General features: G+C 60.5%; 15 protein-coding genes and 1 pseudogene. 5 read left to right on the forward strand and 11 right to left on the reverse strand.

Annotated features, from left to right (window positions below):
- Window positions 1-86 precede the first annotated feature (86 nt).
- Entirely contained in the window at window positions 87-776 is a 690-nt protein-coding gene (locus tag BLP23_RS05110; protein ID WP_092583794.1) for an orotate phosphoribosyltransferase, read from the reverse strand.
- A 154-nt stretch (window positions 777-930) separates the two neighbouring features.
- Between BLP23_RS05110 and BLP23_RS05115 the strand changes: the two genes are divergently transcribed.
- Window positions 931-2,202, forward strand: coding sequence for an MgtC/SapB family protein (locus BLP23_RS05115; RefSeq protein ID WP_092583795.1), 1,272 nt, complete (start codon window positions 931-933; stop codon window positions 2,200-2,202).
- Here BLP23_RS05115 and BLP23_RS05120 read toward each other — a convergent pair.
- Window positions 2,199-2,864, reverse strand: a complete 666-nt coding sequence (locus BLP23_RS05120) for a TetR/AcrR family transcriptional regulator (protein ID WP_092583796.1) — start codon at window positions 2,862-2,864, stop codon at window positions 2,199-2,201. The genes BLP23_RS05115 and BLP23_RS05120 overlap by 4 nt on opposite strands.
- A gap of 95 nt (window positions 2,865-2,959) precedes the next feature.
- On the opposite strand from BLP23_RS05120, the gene BLP23_RS05125 reads away from it, so the two are divergent.
- Both BLP23_RS05125 and BLP23_RS05130 read left to right on the forward strand, forming a co-directional pair.
- A complete protein-coding gene (locus BLP23_RS05125; protein WP_092583797.1) occupies window positions 2,960-3,784 on the forward strand; it encodes an NmrA family NAD(P)-binding protein in 825 nt (274 codons plus the stop codon).
- Window positions 3,772-4,269 (forward strand): anthrone oxygenase family protein, encoded by a 498-nt coding sequence (locus BLP23_RS05130; RefSeq protein ID WP_407691765.1) that lies wholly within the window; start codon window positions 3,772-3,774, stop codon window positions 4,267-4,269. Before BLP23_RS05125 ends, BLP23_RS05130 begins: the two co-directional genes overlap by 13 nt.
- A 36-nt stretch (window positions 4,270-4,305) precedes the next feature.
- Here the strand turns inward: BLP23_RS05130 and BLP23_RS34320 are convergent.
- The 6 genes and pseudogenes from BLP23_RS34320 to BLP23_RS05160 form a co-directional block, all read right to left on the reverse strand.
- A pseudogene (locus BLP23_RS34320) lies at window positions 4,306-4,836 on the reverse strand (glyoxalase superfamily protein).
- A 177-nt stretch (window positions 4,837-5,013) separates the two neighbouring features.
- Window positions 5,014-6,057 carry a dihydroorotase gene (pyrC, locus tag BLP23_RS05140; protein WP_092583799.1) on the reverse strand — a complete coding sequence of 348 codons (1,044 nt, stop codon included), beginning with the start codon at window positions 6,055-6,057 and terminating at the stop codon, window positions 5,014-5,016.
- Window positions 6,058-6,150: 93 nt separating this feature from the next.
- Window positions 6,151-6,777 (reverse strand): nucleoside triphosphate hydrolase, encoded by a 627-nt coding sequence (locus BLP23_RS05145; protein WP_092583800.1) that lies wholly within the window; start codon window positions 6,775-6,777, stop codon window positions 6,151-6,153.
- Window positions 6,774-7,556, reverse strand: coding sequence for an ATP-binding cassette domain-containing protein (locus tag BLP23_RS05150; RefSeq protein ID WP_022713543.1), 783 nt, complete (start codon window positions 7,554-7,556; stop codon window positions 6,774-6,776). Before BLP23_RS05150 ends, BLP23_RS05145 begins: the two co-directional genes overlap by 4 nt.
- 2 nt (window positions 7,557-7,558) lie before the next feature.
- Window positions 7,559-8,623 (reverse strand): ABC transporter permease, encoded by a 1,065-nt coding sequence (locus tag BLP23_RS05155; protein WP_092583801.1) that lies wholly within the window; start codon window positions 8,621-8,623, stop codon window positions 7,559-7,561.
- 154 nt (window positions 8,624-8,777) lie between these two features.
- Window positions 8,778-9,797 carry a sugar ABC transporter substrate-binding protein gene (locus BLP23_RS05160; protein WP_022713541.1) on the reverse strand — a complete coding sequence of 340 codons (1,020 nt, stop codon included), beginning with the start codon at window positions 9,795-9,797 and terminating at the stop codon, window positions 8,778-8,780.
- Between the two features lie 239 nt (window positions 9,798-10,036).
- On the opposite strand from BLP23_RS05160, the gene BLP23_RS05165 reads away from it, so the two are divergent.
- Complete coding sequence (locus BLP23_RS05165) at window positions 10,037-11,284, forward strand: ROK family transcriptional regulator (RefSeq protein ID WP_092583802.1); 1,248 nt, start codon at window positions 10,037-10,039, stop codon at window positions 11,282-11,284.
- Entirely contained in the window at window positions 11,268-11,744 is a 477-nt protein-coding gene (locus BLP23_RS05170; protein ID WP_092583803.1) for an RbsD/FucU family protein, read from the forward strand. The genes BLP23_RS05165 and BLP23_RS05170 overlap by 17 nt, the downstream gene beginning before the upstream one ends.
- Window positions 11,745-11,747: 3 nt before the next feature.
- On the opposite strand, the gene BLP23_RS05175 is transcribed toward BLP23_RS05170, so the two are convergent.
- The 3 genes from BLP23_RS05175 to BLP23_RS05185 are packed head-to-tail and all read right to left on the reverse strand — an operon-like array spanning window position 11,748 to window position 14,768.
- A complete protein-coding gene (locus tag BLP23_RS05175; protein WP_092583804.1) occupies window positions 11,748-12,785 on the reverse strand; it encodes a proline racemase family protein in 1,038 nt (345 codons plus the stop codon).
- Window positions 12,786-12,797: 12 nt separating this feature from the next.
- Window positions 12,798-13,508: an SDR family oxidoreductase gene (locus BLP23_RS05180; protein WP_092583805.1), complete on the reverse strand. Its 711-nt coding sequence runs from the start codon at window positions 13,506-13,508 to the stop codon at window positions 12,798-12,800.
- Window positions 13,509-13,517: 9 nt separating this feature from the next.
- Window positions 13,518-14,768 carry an NAD(P)/FAD-dependent oxidoreductase gene (locus BLP23_RS05185; RefSeq protein WP_092583806.1) on the reverse strand — a complete coding sequence of 417 codons (1,251 nt, stop codon included), beginning with the start codon at window positions 14,766-14,768 and terminating at the stop codon, window positions 13,518-13,520.
- Between the last annotated feature and the right edge of the window lie 69 nt (window positions 14,769-14,837).

Raw genomic sequence — 14,837 nt, forward strand, 5'->3', positions numbered from 1 at the left:
CCTCCCAACGTATCGGTGAATTTCGGTCTTCAAATCGATTAGATAATTTCGTGGCAAAAGCAAAGCCGCACTTTGCCTATCTGTCCTTAAAGCGACGAAACGCCGCCGTTGCGGCCCGACCAGGCGAGCGGCGCGTCGAGGAAGGCTTCCACTTCGCTGAGCGTCTTATCGTCGAAAAGCTCCTGCGCTTTCGCAACAGCCAGAACGTCACGCCAGGTAGCGATGTAATGCAGCTTCACCTTCCCGTCAGCAAAACGCAACGCGCCTTCGTCAAAGATGCCGTAGTAGAAGAGTGCAATGCCGTGATCCACGATGCCTCCAGCGGCACGGATGGCATCGATGAACTTGAACATGCTGCCGCCCGCCGTCGTCAGATCCTCGATGACAAGGACGCGCGAACCTTCCGGCATATTGCCTTCGATCTGCGCATTGCGGCCATGGCCCTTCGGCTGTTTGCGCACATAGATCATCGGCAGGCCGAGACGATCGGCAAGCAACGCGGCGAAGGGAATCCCCGCCGTCTCGCCGCCGGCGATACAATCGAACTGCTCGAAACCGGCATCACGAAGGACGACGCCTGCGGCGAAGTCCATCACCGTGGAACGGATTCGCGGGAAAGAGAGCAGCTTGCGGCAATCGATATAGACGGGGCTCGCCATGCCCGAGGAGAGCTTGTAGGGCTGGGCGGCGTTGAAATGGACCGCCCTGATCTCCCAGAGCATCTTCGCCACCAGTTCAGCCATGACGGCGCGGTCGGGAAATGTCGTGTGGGTCATCGCTCTCTCCTTCGCTTAAATCCATGCGGCAATAGCAGCAAGCGCGAAAAGATTCCAGAACTGCGAGGGTCCGGCGTCAAGAATAGCAACGAATGCGTCAACTCTTTCAAACATTTCTGATTGTGCGATGGCACGACAGGAATATCGTAAGACCATGGAACATCTCGAAATCTTTCAGCGTCTCGGCGTGGCGCTTGCGATTGGCCTGCTTGTCGGCGTCGAGCGGGGCTGGCAGGAGCGCGACGTCCGGGCGGGCGGCAGGACAGCAGGTATCCGCACATTCGCCCTCACTGGTTTTCTCGGCGGAATAGCCGGGACGCTGCATTCGGTGATCGGTCCCTTCCTGCCGGCAACGATCGCGGCACTGCTTGGCCTCGTCTATATAGCGGGGAATTGGCTGGAGACCCAGGAAGACGAAGATTACAGCATAACCTCGGTCGTGGCTGCGCTGGCGGTTTTCGGGCTTGGCGTTCTCGCCGCTGTCGGTGACATCGTGACTGCGGCTGCAAGCGGCGTCGTGATGACGATAATTCTTGCCGCGCGCCACAGCCTGCATGGCTTTCTGAGAGGTATGACCTGGCCGGAGCTTCGCTCTGCGCTGGTGCTGCTTGCCATGACCGTGGTTGCTCTACCGCTGCTTCCGGACAGGCCGCTCGACCCTTGGGGCGCGCTCAACCCTTTTTCCCTCTGGGTGCTGACCATTACCATCGCCGCACTTTCCTTTGCCGGCTATCTCGCCATCAAGCTGACTGGCACGACACGTGGCATCCTGCTGGCAGGGGCTGCCGGGGGACTGGTTTCTTCCACTGCGCTGACGCTCTCCTTCGCACGTTATTCCAAGCAGGCGCCTCAGGGTTCGACACATCTGGCGGCCGGGGCGGCCGTTGCTGGAGCCTTGTCCTTTGCCCGTGTTCTTGTCATCGGCAGCGCCTTCTCGCCTGACTTGCTTCCTCCGCTTGCAGCCGGTCTGATTCCGGCGATCATCGGCTTTCTGATTGCGGGCGTCTTCTGGGTCTGGCGTTCCGGCTCCGCGAGAGAGGTGCCGGAAATTGAACTGAAGAACCCGTTCGAACTTCGCATGGTCTTCTCTTTCGCCGCGCTGCTTGGGTTGATTAGCCTGATATCGAAGATGGCAATCGACTATATCGGCGCGTCGGCGCTTTACGCCGTGGCCGCGATCTCCGGGCTGGTCGATGTGGACGCCATCACACTTTCGACGGCGCGCCTTATGGGCACCGCGATCAATGCCAAAACTGCCGCCGATGTCATCCTGATTGCGGTCGCCGTCAATGTCATAACTAAGGCGGTCCTGGCCTTCACCGCCGGCACCCGGGAGTATGGCGTCGCCTTGGCGTTGGCATCAGCAGCCGCGGTTGCCATGGGAGGCATCGCCTATTTCATGCTCCGCAGCCTTATGCCCGTCTAGCGCGACGGGCTGTCGAGAAGCCGGCCGATATCGGCCGGCAGCATTCTCTTGTAGAGCGCGATCGCAGTGCGCCCCTCTTCCTCGCTGACCGAGATCGAATAGCGCACAGCCGCTGCAAGCAGATGCATCGTCAGCCGCGCAATCGCCAGCAATTCGCCCCCTTCGCGCTCCGGCCACAGCTTTTCCAAGACCTCGAACAGCCGTTGCGAGTGGAATTCCATGTCCTCGGCATCGACTTGCTGCAGCAGCTTGTCGGCCTGGGTCGCATGCCAGATGTCGCGCATGACCGGTTCTCTGCGGAAGAAATCGCAATACTGATCGACGATGTTGCAGAGCGCCTGCTTTAGCGTTTCGGTGCTCGTTACCTTGGCCAGCTCTTCTTCGACGCAGTGCCTGCCCTGCTCGTTGAAGCGTTCGGCAAGGGTCCGGATGATGGAGCTCTTGTCCGGGAAATACTGGTAAAGAGCGCCGAAGGAAAGCTCGGCCTTTTCAACGATTTCGCTCATCTTCAGGGCGTCGCTGCCATTCTTTTCGATCAGTTCCATTGCCACCGACAAGATCTTCTCGAAGCGTTCGCGACCCCGCTGCTGGCGCGGGATGCGTCGAGGTTGACCGGCCGATTGCAATCCTCTTTTACGCCTAACTACGGTCCGTTCCGTCATTCGGCACTCCATTTTTCTGTTGACGAGTAAAATAAGAGAGTTTATCTCATTATGCAAATACGAGATTTTCTCTTGTTTTGGGAAGGAGCGGTCAAATGCAGAATTCCGAAATCATCCTAGTCGGCGGCGCGGGAAAAACAGGCGGGCGCGTCGCTTCTCGACTCAAGGAGCGCGGTATCAAGTCGCGCTTCGCTTCGCGCTCCAGCACACGCCCCTTTGATTGGGAAAACAGAGCAACCTGGCCAGCGGCGCTCAAAGGCGCCACCAGCGCATATGTCACCTTTCAGCCCGATCTCGCCGTCGCCTGGGCGGCCGCTGCTATCGGCGCCCTGGCGAAGACGGCCGTCGATTACGGCTTGCGGCATATCGTGCTGCTCTCCGGCCGCGGCGAAGACGGTGCCGAGCGCAGCGAAGAGATGCTCAAGGCCGCCGGCATCGGCTACACGATCCTGCGAGCATCCTGGTTCTGCCAGAACTTCAGCGAAGGCGCGTTTAAGGATTCGATCGCCGCGGGAGAGCTCGTCCTGCCCGCGGGTGAGGTGAAGGAGCCCTTCACCGATGCCGACGACATTGCCGATGCGGCCGCTGCCGCGCTGACGGACCAGCGTCACCTCGGCAAAACCTACGAATTGACCGGGCCAAGCGCGCTTACCTTCCGCGAAGCGGTATCGGAGATCGCGATGGCGACCGGACGGGCGATCCGCTACCGCCAGGTTTCCATGGAAGACTTCAAGGCCGGGCTCGCTTCGGCCGACCTGCCGGCAGGAACGATAAATCTTCTCGAGGAGCTCTTCGGCAAGGTTCTCGACGGCCGCAATTCGCGCGTCATGAATGGTGTTGCGGAAATCCTCGGCCGGCCGCCGAAAGACTTCAGCCAATATGCCCGCGAGACTGCGGTGACCGGCATATGGGAGCGATGACCATGGGAATGATCCTCACCTTCGCGCTTGTCGCCGCTGCAATCGGCAGCGGCCTTGTCGCCGGCATCTTCTTTGCCTTCTCGACCTTCATCATGACCGCATTTTCCCGCATTCCGCCGGAGCAAGGCATCGCGGCAATGAATTCGATCAACGTCACGATCGTGCGCTCGCCCTTCATGCTCGTTTTCATTCCGACCGCCATCCTGTCCATCCTGATCGCCGTCCTGGCCGTCATCGACTGGCGGGGAAGCGCAGGCATCTGGATGCTGGCTGGTGCCGGGCTCTATGTCATCGCGTCCTTTATCTCGACTATCGTCTTCAACGTGCCGATGAATGATGCCCTGGCAAAGGTCAGCGGCAATGGCGCGCAAGCCGCCAGCGTCTGGAATACCTATCTGAAGGATTGGACCTGGTGGAACCACGTCCGCACGATCGCGTCCCTGCTTTCCGCAGTTGCCTTCGTCCGGGCCTTGATGATCCCTTGATGGAAGCGGGAGGACTTTCTACTCCCGCCGTGCCTTTCAGCACTTTTCGCAGAAGGTGATGCGGTTGTTGGAGGGGTCGACGACCTGCATCTCGAGCCCCACGGCGCCTCTTCGAGGCCTGGCTTCATGTAGCCATAATTCTTGCCGACGAGTTCCGCCTGGAAGGCGCAAACACCGCTCACCGGCACAAAGGCTCTGGCGCAGGGGCTCGCGTCGCCGGAATGCTCGCTCAGATGCAGCAGCATGTTCCCGCGTGAGACCTGGCAATAGAGCGGAAACTGATCGCCGAAGCGGTGTTCCCAATCCAGCTTGAAGCCTAGAAAGCCGCAATAGAACTCCATCGCCTTGTCCACATCGAAAATACGGAAGATAGGATCGGTGGTTCTGTGCTGTTGCCGGGCTGGCGTCGGCTCCATCAAGCCTCGCCGCAAGAATGTTCCACTGATCGAAGCCAAATTGCCTGGCGACAATCTCCAGAGTCTCGCTATGCGTGAGGGTAATATCTCGGGCGGCCAGAGCCTGTCGCAGGGCTTTTGCCATAAGCTTGGCATCGCGAAAATCACGCATCGTTCATCCGTCCGTCGGCGCCAAACAGGAAGATCAGTGCCCGCGTCGGCTGACAGGTTCGCCATCGTCCGCGATAGGCAAGGATTTATCCGGATGCATTCACCTTAGCGCTCGCACGCTTCGGGATGGCTGACCGCATCCTGCCGGAAACGACCCCAGAAAAATTGAACGAGCCGATCAGGAGCGTTCGACGTCCCAGTGCAGCGGGAACATGGGATCGAACACCGTCACCGTTCCGGCACCGGTTTCGATCTTCGTTGGAAACGACACGGGCACGTCACGCTTCACCAGCGTAACGCGCTCTTCGTTCGGCGAAAGGCCGTACCAGGCCGGGCCGTTCAGCGAGACGAAGGCTTCGAGCTTGTCGAGCGCACCCTCCTGCTCGAAGACATGGGCAAGGCAACTCATCGTATTGATCGAGGAATAGATCCCAGCGCAGCCGCAGGCGCACTCCTTCAGCGGATCGATATGCGGGGCCGAATCGGTGCCGAGGAAGAAGCGCTTGTCGCCGCTCACAGCGGCTGCACGCAGCGCCAGGCGGTGGTTTTCGCGCTTGGCGACCGGCAGGCAGTAATAGTGCGGCCGGACGCCGCCGACCAGGATTGCATTGCGGTTGATGATCAGGTGGTGCGTCGTGATGGAGCCTGCGAGATTGGCTTTCGACGACTTGATGTAGTCGATGCCGTCTGCCGTCGTTACGTGCTCCATCGTGACTTTCAGCTCCGGCAGGCGCTTGCGCAGGGGATCGAGCACCGTTTCGATGAATACGGCCTCACGGTCGAAGATGTCGACCTCAGGCGTCGTAACTTCACCATGCACGCAAAGCGGCAGACCGATCTTTGCCATGCGCTCCAGCATCGGCATGGCCTTTTCCATGTCGCGCACGCCGCTATGGGAATTGGTGGTCGCACCCGCCGGATAAAGTTTCACCGCCGTGATCAGGCCGCTTTTCTTGCCTTCCTCGACATCGTCGGCGCTCGTATGCTCCGTGAGGTAGAGCGTCATCAGCGGCTCGAAGCGATCGCCGTTCGGCAATGCCTCCATGATCCGCGCGCGATAGGCTTTCGCGTCCGCCGTCGTCACGACCGGCGGCACGAGGTTCGGCATGATGATGGCGCGGGCGAAGTTGCGGCTGGTATCGCCGATCACACCTTCAAGCATCGCGCCATCGCGCAGATGCAGGTGCCAGTCGTCAGGGCGGCGGATGGTGATGGACTGCATGCGCTATAACTCCGGCAGGGCGGCCTTCAAAGTTCCGCCTCGCGCATTATCATCCCGGCACGGCTCATGGCAAACATTTTGCCGCTTCAATTGTCAGGCGATTTCAAGCGTCACATCCGCGCGGCGGCGGTTTTCCAGGACGAGCCTGCCATTCGGCAGGTCATTGCCATTAACCTTGGCACTCGCCTGCTCTTCCGTCAGCTTGTAGCCGCGCCAGCGGGCTAAGAGCCGCTCTTCCAGCACCTCGACCGGCGGTGCAAGCATGATCGAGTAGTCGAAGATACCCTCAAGCTCCGCCCACTTGCCCTGGCTGAGCAGAAGGTAGTTGCCCTCGACGATGATGAAGCGATGCTCCGGCGAGACGACGCGGGCCGATGCGATGGCGATCTCGCGGAACCGGTCGAAGACCGGGATCAGCACTTCCTGGTCGGCTGGACGGATGGCGCGAATGATGTCCAGAAAACCGCGGACATCGAAGCTTTCCGGAACGCCCTTGCGGGCGAGCAGACCGCGCTCGCTCAGAACTGCGTTGTCCATGTGAAAGCCGTCCATCGGCAGCACTTCGGCGGTTTCTCCCCGCGCTCTCAGCGCATCGGCGAGATTATCCGCCATGGTCGACTTGCCGGCGCCGGGCGGACCGGCGATGGCGATCAGGAAGCGCTTGGTGTCGCCGGCGCGGGTGACCACCTCGCCGGCGATTTCCTCGACGGTTACGCTCATGCGGGAACCGGATCCGTGGGAACCGTCTTTGCGCCGGTCATGAATGCCACGGCGTCGGACATGGTATATTCCTTCGGATTGATGACCGTCAGGCGGCGGCCGAGCCGGTGGATGTGGATACGGTCCGCGACTTCGAAGACGTGCGGCATGTTGTGCGAAATGAGCACGATCGGCAAGCCGCGGGAACGCACGTCGAGGATCAGTTCCAGCACGCGACGGCTTTCCTTCACTCCGAGTGCGGCTGTCGGCTCATCCATGATCACAACCTTGGAGCCGAAAGCGGCCGCGCGCGCAACCGCCACACCCTGGCGCTGGCCGCCGGAGAGCGTTTCGACCGCCTGATTGATGTTCTGGATCGTCATCAGACCCAGTTCCGTGAGTTTCGTGCGGGCGCGTTTTTCCATCGCCGGCCGATCGAGCATGCGGAACCAACTGCCGAGCACGCCAGGCCTCCTGATCTCACGACCAAGAAACATGTTGTCGGCAATCGACAAGGCGGGGGAAAGCGCAAGGTTCTGATAGACGGTCTCGATGCCCGCCTCACGCGCCTCCATCGGCGACCTGAAGTGGACCGGCTTGCCCTCCAGCGTGATCTCGCCCTCGTCGGGAGTAACTGCACCGGAAATCGCCTTGATGAGCGACGACTTGCCGGCGCCGTTGTCGCCGATGACGGCGAGGATTTCGCCGGGATAAAGGTCGAAGTCTGCGTTGTCGAGCGCGGTGACGCGTCCGTAGCGCTTCACGAGGCCACGGGCGGTAAGGATGGGTTCAACAGCCATGATTACACCGAAACCTTTCTGATCCACTGGTCGATTGCGACAGCGGCGATGATGAGCACGCCCGTCAGCAGGACTTTCCACTGGGGGTCGGCCCCAAGCATGTTGAGGCCCATGGACACGACGCCGACGATCATCGCGCCGAACAGGGTGCCGAGGATGGAACCGCGGCCGCCAAAGAGCGAGATACCGCCGATCACGGTCGCGGTGATCGCCTGCAGGTTATAATCGGTGACCGCAGAAGACGGCGAGATGGAGCCGTTGCGGCCGATCGATACCCAGGCTGCAAAGGCTGCGATGACGCCCGAGATTGCATAGACCGTGAGCAGCACGCTCTTGGTTTGGATGCCGGAGAGCTTTGCCGCCTCCGGATCATCGCCGACCGCATAGACGTGCCTACCCCAGGCCGTGTGGTTGAGAACATACCAGAGCCCGAGCACCAGCAGCACCATGGCGATGACGCCAAGCGTCAAGACCGCATTGCCGACTTTGAAACTGAGCGCGAAGAAATGCAGCAGCGGCGCCTGCGCATCCACGTCCGCATCGCGGATCGTCTCGTTTGCCGAGTAGATGAAATTCGTCGCCATAACGATATTCCACGTGCCGAGCGTCACGATGAACGGCGGCAGCTTCATGTAGGCGACGAGGAAACCGTTGAGCAAGCCGCACAGGCCGCCAACCAGCATGCCGAGGATGACGGCAATCGGCGTTGGAATTCCGTAGGTGATGGCACAGTTGCCCATGATGACGGCGGAAATGACCATGATGACGCCGATCGAAAGATCGATGCCGGCGGTCAGGATAACCAGCGTCTGGGCCGCGCCGAGAATGCCGACGATGGCGATCTGCTGCAGAATGAGCGTGAGCGTGTAGGACGAGAAGAACCGCCCACCAATCGCTATGCCAAAAATGATGATCGCCAGCACCAGCACGATCAGCGGCACCGCCGCGGGCGTCGAGTGCAGGAAGTGCTGCGCACGCTTCAGAAATGAGATGTCCTGGTGTTCGAACGACGCGACATTCTTATCGCTGCCGTCAAGAACCCGTTCGAATTCCTGTGCTCCGGTCATTTTTTCTCCTCCGCTTTCGCGCCGAACCGCGCGCGGAAGCTATTGCCCATATTGCTCCGGTCTTCGCACGCCGGTCCTTGAGGCAAGAGCTTATCGTCTGTCGAAAACGGCCGAGGATCAAGCCCCGGCCGTTGTTGTGGCTAGATAGCCAGGCTTAGCCCCAGCACTTGTCGGTGCCGACCTTGGTATCGATCGACTCGACGCCGGAAACCGGCTTGTCGGTGACGAGCGAAACGCCGGTATCGAAGAAGGACTTGCCCTCGGTCGGCTTCGGCTTTTCGCCGCTATCGGCGAACTTCTTGATCGCCTCGACGCCGAGAGCCGCCATCATCAGCGGGTACTGCTGCGAGGTGGCGCCGATGACACCATCCTTGACCGACTGGACGCCCGGGCAACCACCGTCAACCGACACGATCAGCACATTGCTCTCCATTCCGACAGCCTTCAGCGCCTGATAGGCACCAACAGCGGCCGGTTCGTTGATCGTGTGGATCACGTTAATGCTCGGATCCTTCTGGAGAAGGTTTTCCATGGCCTTGCGGCCGCCTTCTTCGTTGCCGTTGGTCACATCATGACCGACGATGCGCGGATCGTCTTCATCGCCGATCTTGTTCGGGTCCTTGGGGTCGATGCCGAAGCCCATCATGAAGCCCTGGTCGCGCAGAACGTCGACGGTCGGCTGCGACGGCGTCAGATCGAGAAAGCCGACCTTGGCGTCTTTGGCCTTGTCGCCAAGCGTTTCCTTCGCCCACTGGCCAATCAGCTTGCCGGCGAGCAGGTTGTCGGTGGCAAAGGTTGCGTCAGCGGCATCGGCCGGATCGAGCGGCGTGTCGAGCGCGATGACCAGCAGGCCAGCGTCGCGCGCCTTCTTGACCGAAGAAACGATACCCTTGGTATCCGATGCAGTGATGAGAATGCCCTTGGCGCCATCGGCAATGCAGCTTTCGATAGCAGCAACCTGGCTTTCGCTATCGCCGTCGATTTTACCGGCGTAGGACTTCAGTGTAACGCCGAGTTCCTTCGCCTTGGCCGTCGCGCCTTCCTTCATCTTGACGAAGAACGGATTGGTGTCCGTCTTGGTGATGAGGCAGGCGGAAACATCCGCGGCCATGGCCGGAGCGGAAAAAGCAACGCCGAGTGCAAGCGCGCCGAAAGCCAGAACTGATTTCTTCATGAACTCCTCCCAGAGATTAGCCGGAACGCCCGCATGGCAGAACCGGAATTTGAGATACAGGACGATACCGCAGATTCAGTCAAAAGGCCTCCTCCAAAGCCGTCCCACACTGTTGACGGTCGCAATTAAGAACGAAAAGAAATTCGCTTGTCAATAAATAAATCCAATTGAATTATTAATTCCATGTGGCATGTTGATCAAAAATCAGGCATAGGCCAATGAACGGGAGGAGTGGCCCAATGTCGTCCTTGGACGGTCCGACGCACGCGCCGGGCACACCACCTATTCTGAATCCGGCGGGAGGCGCGAACCAGGTCAGGGTGCGCGCTTATAACGAGCGGTTGGTCCTTTCGCTGGTGCGCCTCTACGGCTCGCTTTCGAAGGCCGACATCGCACGCCGCAGCGGCCTCTCTGCTCAAACCGTTTCCGTCATCATGAGGGAACTGGAGAGAGAGGGGGTGCTTTCAAGAGGCGAACCCGTTCGCGGCCGCGTCGGCCAGCCGTCGATCCCAATGCGCCTCAACCCCGACGCCGTCTATTCCTTCGGCGTAAAGATGGGCCGCCGCAGCGCCGATCTGGTTTTGATGGATTTTGTCGGGCGCATCCGCATGCAGCTCCACCAGACATATGCCTATCCCCAACCCGACGAAATTCTCGCCTTCATCATTTCCGGCATCCGGGACCTTGAAAGCAGGCTCGACGAGAGTCAACGGAGCCGGATCGCAGGCATCGGCATTGCCGCGCCCTTCGAGCTTTGGAACTGGGCAGACGAGGTCGGCGCGCCGGAGGGCGCGATGGAAGTCTGGCGCGGGGTCGACCTTCAAGCTGAAGTTGCCGCACGCGTTTCACATCCGGTCTATCTGCAAAACGATGCGACTAGCGCCTGCGGCGCTGAGCTCGTCTTCGGCGTCGGCCCATCCTACCCGGATTTCGTCTATCTTTTCATAGGCTCGTTCATCGGCGGCGGCATCGTCCTCAACTCGGCGATATTCTCCGGCCGAACTGGCACTGCCGGCGCGATCGGCCCGCTTCCGGTGCGCGGCAAGAACGGCGAGAACCGCCAGCTTCTCGATATTGCCTCGATCTTCGTGCTCGAAAACATGCTGCGAGAGAAAGGTATCGACCCTCAGCCGCTCTGGTATTCCGCCGACGACTGGGTGGATTTCGGCGCGCCGATGGAGACCTGGATCCAGGATACCGCGAAAGCCTTGGCGCAGGCGATCGTTGCCGCTGCCTCGATCATCGATTTCAGCGCAGCCGTCATCGACGGCGGCTTCCCCGGCTGGGTGCGCAAGCGTATCGTAAGCGCAACAACCCGCGAGGCCGCAAAACTCGACCTGCAGGGCGTTGTGATGCCAGAGATCATCGAGGGTGTGGTGGGGGCGCAAGCGCGCGCAATCGGTGGCGCGAGCCTGCCGATTTTTGCGCGCTATCTGACCGACCAGAATGTGCTTTTCAAGGAGATCGAAAATGCTGAAGGGACTTGATCCGCTCTTAAGTCCGCAACTGCTTTCGACGCTGCGCGAGATGGGCCATGGCGACGAGATCGCCATCGTCGACGGCAATTATCCGGGTGTCGAGCATGGACGGCGCCTTATCCGTCTCGACGGCCACGGCGTCGTACCGGTGCTCGACGCGGTTCTGAGCGTGCTGCCGATCGACGATTTCGTGCCGGAAGCAATCTTCCGCTCGACCGTCAAGGCCGAGCGTGACAAGCTCGATCCCGTGCACGAGGAAATGATCGACTGCTGCGCCAAGCACGAGCCGCATCGCCAGGTGACGCCGCTCGTCGGCCAGGACTTCTATAACCGCGTTCGCGCCGCCCACGCCGTCGTTCAGACAAGCGAGCCGCGTCTTTATGCCAACATCATTCTGCGCAAGGGCGTCATTTACCCGAAGGCTCCCGGCGAAAGCGCAAAGGGGGCAGTCGAGCCTTTCGACTATTAGCGCTTAAATCTCGCCCGCCTGCGGCCCCCAGACATCCGTCAGCGCGAAGCCGTCCGGATGGGGATCGAAGGGGTCGAGCGCCACCTGCGACAGGCCGAAGGTGAAACCCCGGCCGGTGATGGTCGGGATGATGGCCGGGCGGCCTGCAACTTCGGTCACCGCTTGCAAGCCAACCTCGAATTCCGAGCCGATGATCGAGCGTGACCTGAAGATATCGCCGACCTTGGCCTTGCCGCGTGCATGGAGCGCAGTCAGGTTCGCAGAGCTGCCGGTGCCGCAGGGCGAGCGGTCGGCACGGCCCGGCCACATGGTCGTGCAGGTGCGCACTGCGCCATCCGGCTCGGTATCGCGAAACATCACATAGGCAACACCGGAGATGGCTGGAATTTCCGGATGTATGACCGGAATGTCGCGATTGATGATCTCCTTGAGGATCATTCCTGCCTGTACGAGGCCTGCTGCATTCGTCTTGTCAATCGTCAGGTTGATCTGGCGGACATCGATCAATGCATAGAAGATGCCGCCATAGCAGATGTCCGCTTTGACCTTGCCCCAATGCGGCGTTTGGATCTCGACGTCCAGTTGATGGACGAAAGCCGGAACCATGGTGAGCCGCACCTTCTCGCAGCGGCCATCTCGACAGGTTGCCAGCGCCTTTACCAGGCCGGCCGCAGTCTCCAGGGTAACGACCGTTTCAGGTTCCTTCATTTCGACGATGCCGGATTCGAGCAGCGCGGTGGTGACGCAAATCGAATTCGAGCCCGAACTCGCATGCGCCTGATCCGGCTGCAGAATGACGAATGCTGCATCGGCATCGGGATGCTTGGCGGGCAAGAGCAGATTGACGGACCCGATCGGCGCGCCGCGCGGCTCGAGGCAGAGGAAACGGCGAAGCTCGGTGCCCTTGGGATCGGTATTCAACCAGTGAAGCTGCGCGGCAACGGTTTCGCCAGGAATTTTCGGCAAACCGCCAATCGCGACCTTGCCGATCTCGCCTTCGCAGTGAACGTCCAGAAGCTGGATGGTACGCTTCCACCTCATTTTTTACTCCTATCAAACGTGACGCGTGACGCCGCCATCGACGCGGATATTCTGACCCGTGATGTAGCCAGCGCCGTCAGAAAGCAGGAAAGCAGCGGTCTTTGCGATTTCTTCCATGTGGCCGATCCGCTTCATCGGGATCTTGTCTGCGGTTTCCGGCTTGTGGTTGAGGCTGTCGATATAACCGGGCAGGATGCAGTTCATGCGGATATTATCCGCGCCATAGCGATCCGAATAAAGCTTGGTGAAGGCGCCTGCCGCCGCGCGATAGGTGCAGGAAACGGGGAAGATCAGTGACGGTTCATAGGCGGCGAAGGTCGTGATGTTTACGAAAGCGCCTTTGCCCTGTTTGAGCATGACGGGCGTCACGAGACGGGCCATGCGCACCAGAGACAGGATCATCATGTCGGAACCGAGCGTCCACATCTCATCAGTGATATCCAGGAGATCGCCCTTCGGCGGATGACCGGTGTGGTTCACGACAGCGTCGATGCGGCCATAGGTCTTCATCGTCAGGTCGAAAATCGCCTGGATGTCGTCAGCCTTTTGCGCCACGCCGCGCCAGGCAACGCCGCCAAGCTCGAGGGCCAGCTTCTCGCAGCTTTCGGAGGGCGACATCAGCGCCAGACGATAGCCCTGCGCAGCCAGTTCGCGGGCAATCGCCTCGCCCATGCCACGGCCGCCACCTGTGATCAGCGCTACGGGCTTCGTGCTATCGGACATCGGTTCCTCCTAATATCGGTTTAAGCGAAAGGGGGTCATGTCGACGGTGGGTTTGCCCCCCGCCACCATATCGGCGATCAGCTGCGCTGTCGTCGCCGAAAGCGTCAGGCCGAGATGGCCGTGGCCGGTTGCATACCAGACACCCGGCATCTTCGATGAAGGCGAGATGATCGGGATCGTATCCGGCAGTGCCGGGCGATGGCCCATCCATTCGGTTGTCTCTTCGATCTTCAATCCCGGCAGCGCACGTTGCGCATGGCGCACGAGCAATCGCGGCCGGCGGAAATCCGGCGGCGCGTCGAGACCCGCCAGTTCGACGTTGCCGCCGACGCGAATGCCGCCGGCCGTCGGCGTCACCATGAAAGCCCGATGCGGCCAGATGACCGAATAGCGCATCGAGATGCCGGGCTTCATGATCTGTGTGTGATAGCCGCGCTCGGTCTCCAGCGGGATCGGCTCGCCAAGCTTTGCGGCAAGCTCGCGCGTGTGCACACCGGCTGCCAGTACCACTGAGTTGACCTCGATGCGGCCGCCGTCCTGAAGCAGCACGACGGCATCGCCAGTCGGTTTGCGTTCGATATTGCGAACGACACCTGAAACGAAGCGCGCGCCCGCCGCCTGGGCGGCGTCCGCAAGCTTGACCACCAATTGGTAGGGATCACGGATCGATTTGTTGTCCGGCAAAAGCACGGCCTTCGCGATCGAGGGCGAAAGTTCCGGCTCGTAGTGGCCGATCGCGCCGCCGTTCAAGATCTCGAAATCAAAGCCATAGCGCTGCATTAACTCGATATGGCCGCGGTCGGCGGCGAATTCAGCTTCCGTCTCATAGATGGCGAGGCAGCCGTCCTCCGTCATGAGTTCCGGTGCGCCGATTGCAGAAAGCATGGTCCGGAAATCGCCTAGCGCCCGGCGCGTCAGGTTCATGCCTGCATCTTCGATCCCGCGCAGACGGGACGGGCGGCCGGCCGCGATGAAGCGCAGGAACCACGGAAGCATTTTCGGAGCGTAAGACGGACGCAGCCAGACCGGCCCCTCGGGGTCCATCAGCCAGCGGGGAATTTTCTTCCAGGTCGCCGGACCAGAACCGGCGGTGAAATCGAGCGCGATGCTCGCCATATTCCCGTAGGACGTGCCACGGCCCGGCTCGCCCTTGTCGATCAGCGTCACCTGAAAACCGCGTTGCTGCATTTCGAAGGCGATCGATGCGCCGATTACGCCTGCGCCGACTACGGCGACTGTCTGCTTCCTCTCATTCGTCATATCATCATCCATCAAGGCAAGGCTTTACCGGCACGACTTGCGTTGTGATATATCAGAATGAGATGAATG

Origin of the sequence: Rhizobium mongolense subsp. loessense (assembly GCF_900099775.1) — a bacterium.
Taxonomy (GTDB): Bacteria; Pseudomonadota; Alphaproteobacteria; order Rhizobiales; family Rhizobiaceae; genus Rhizobium; species Rhizobium loessense.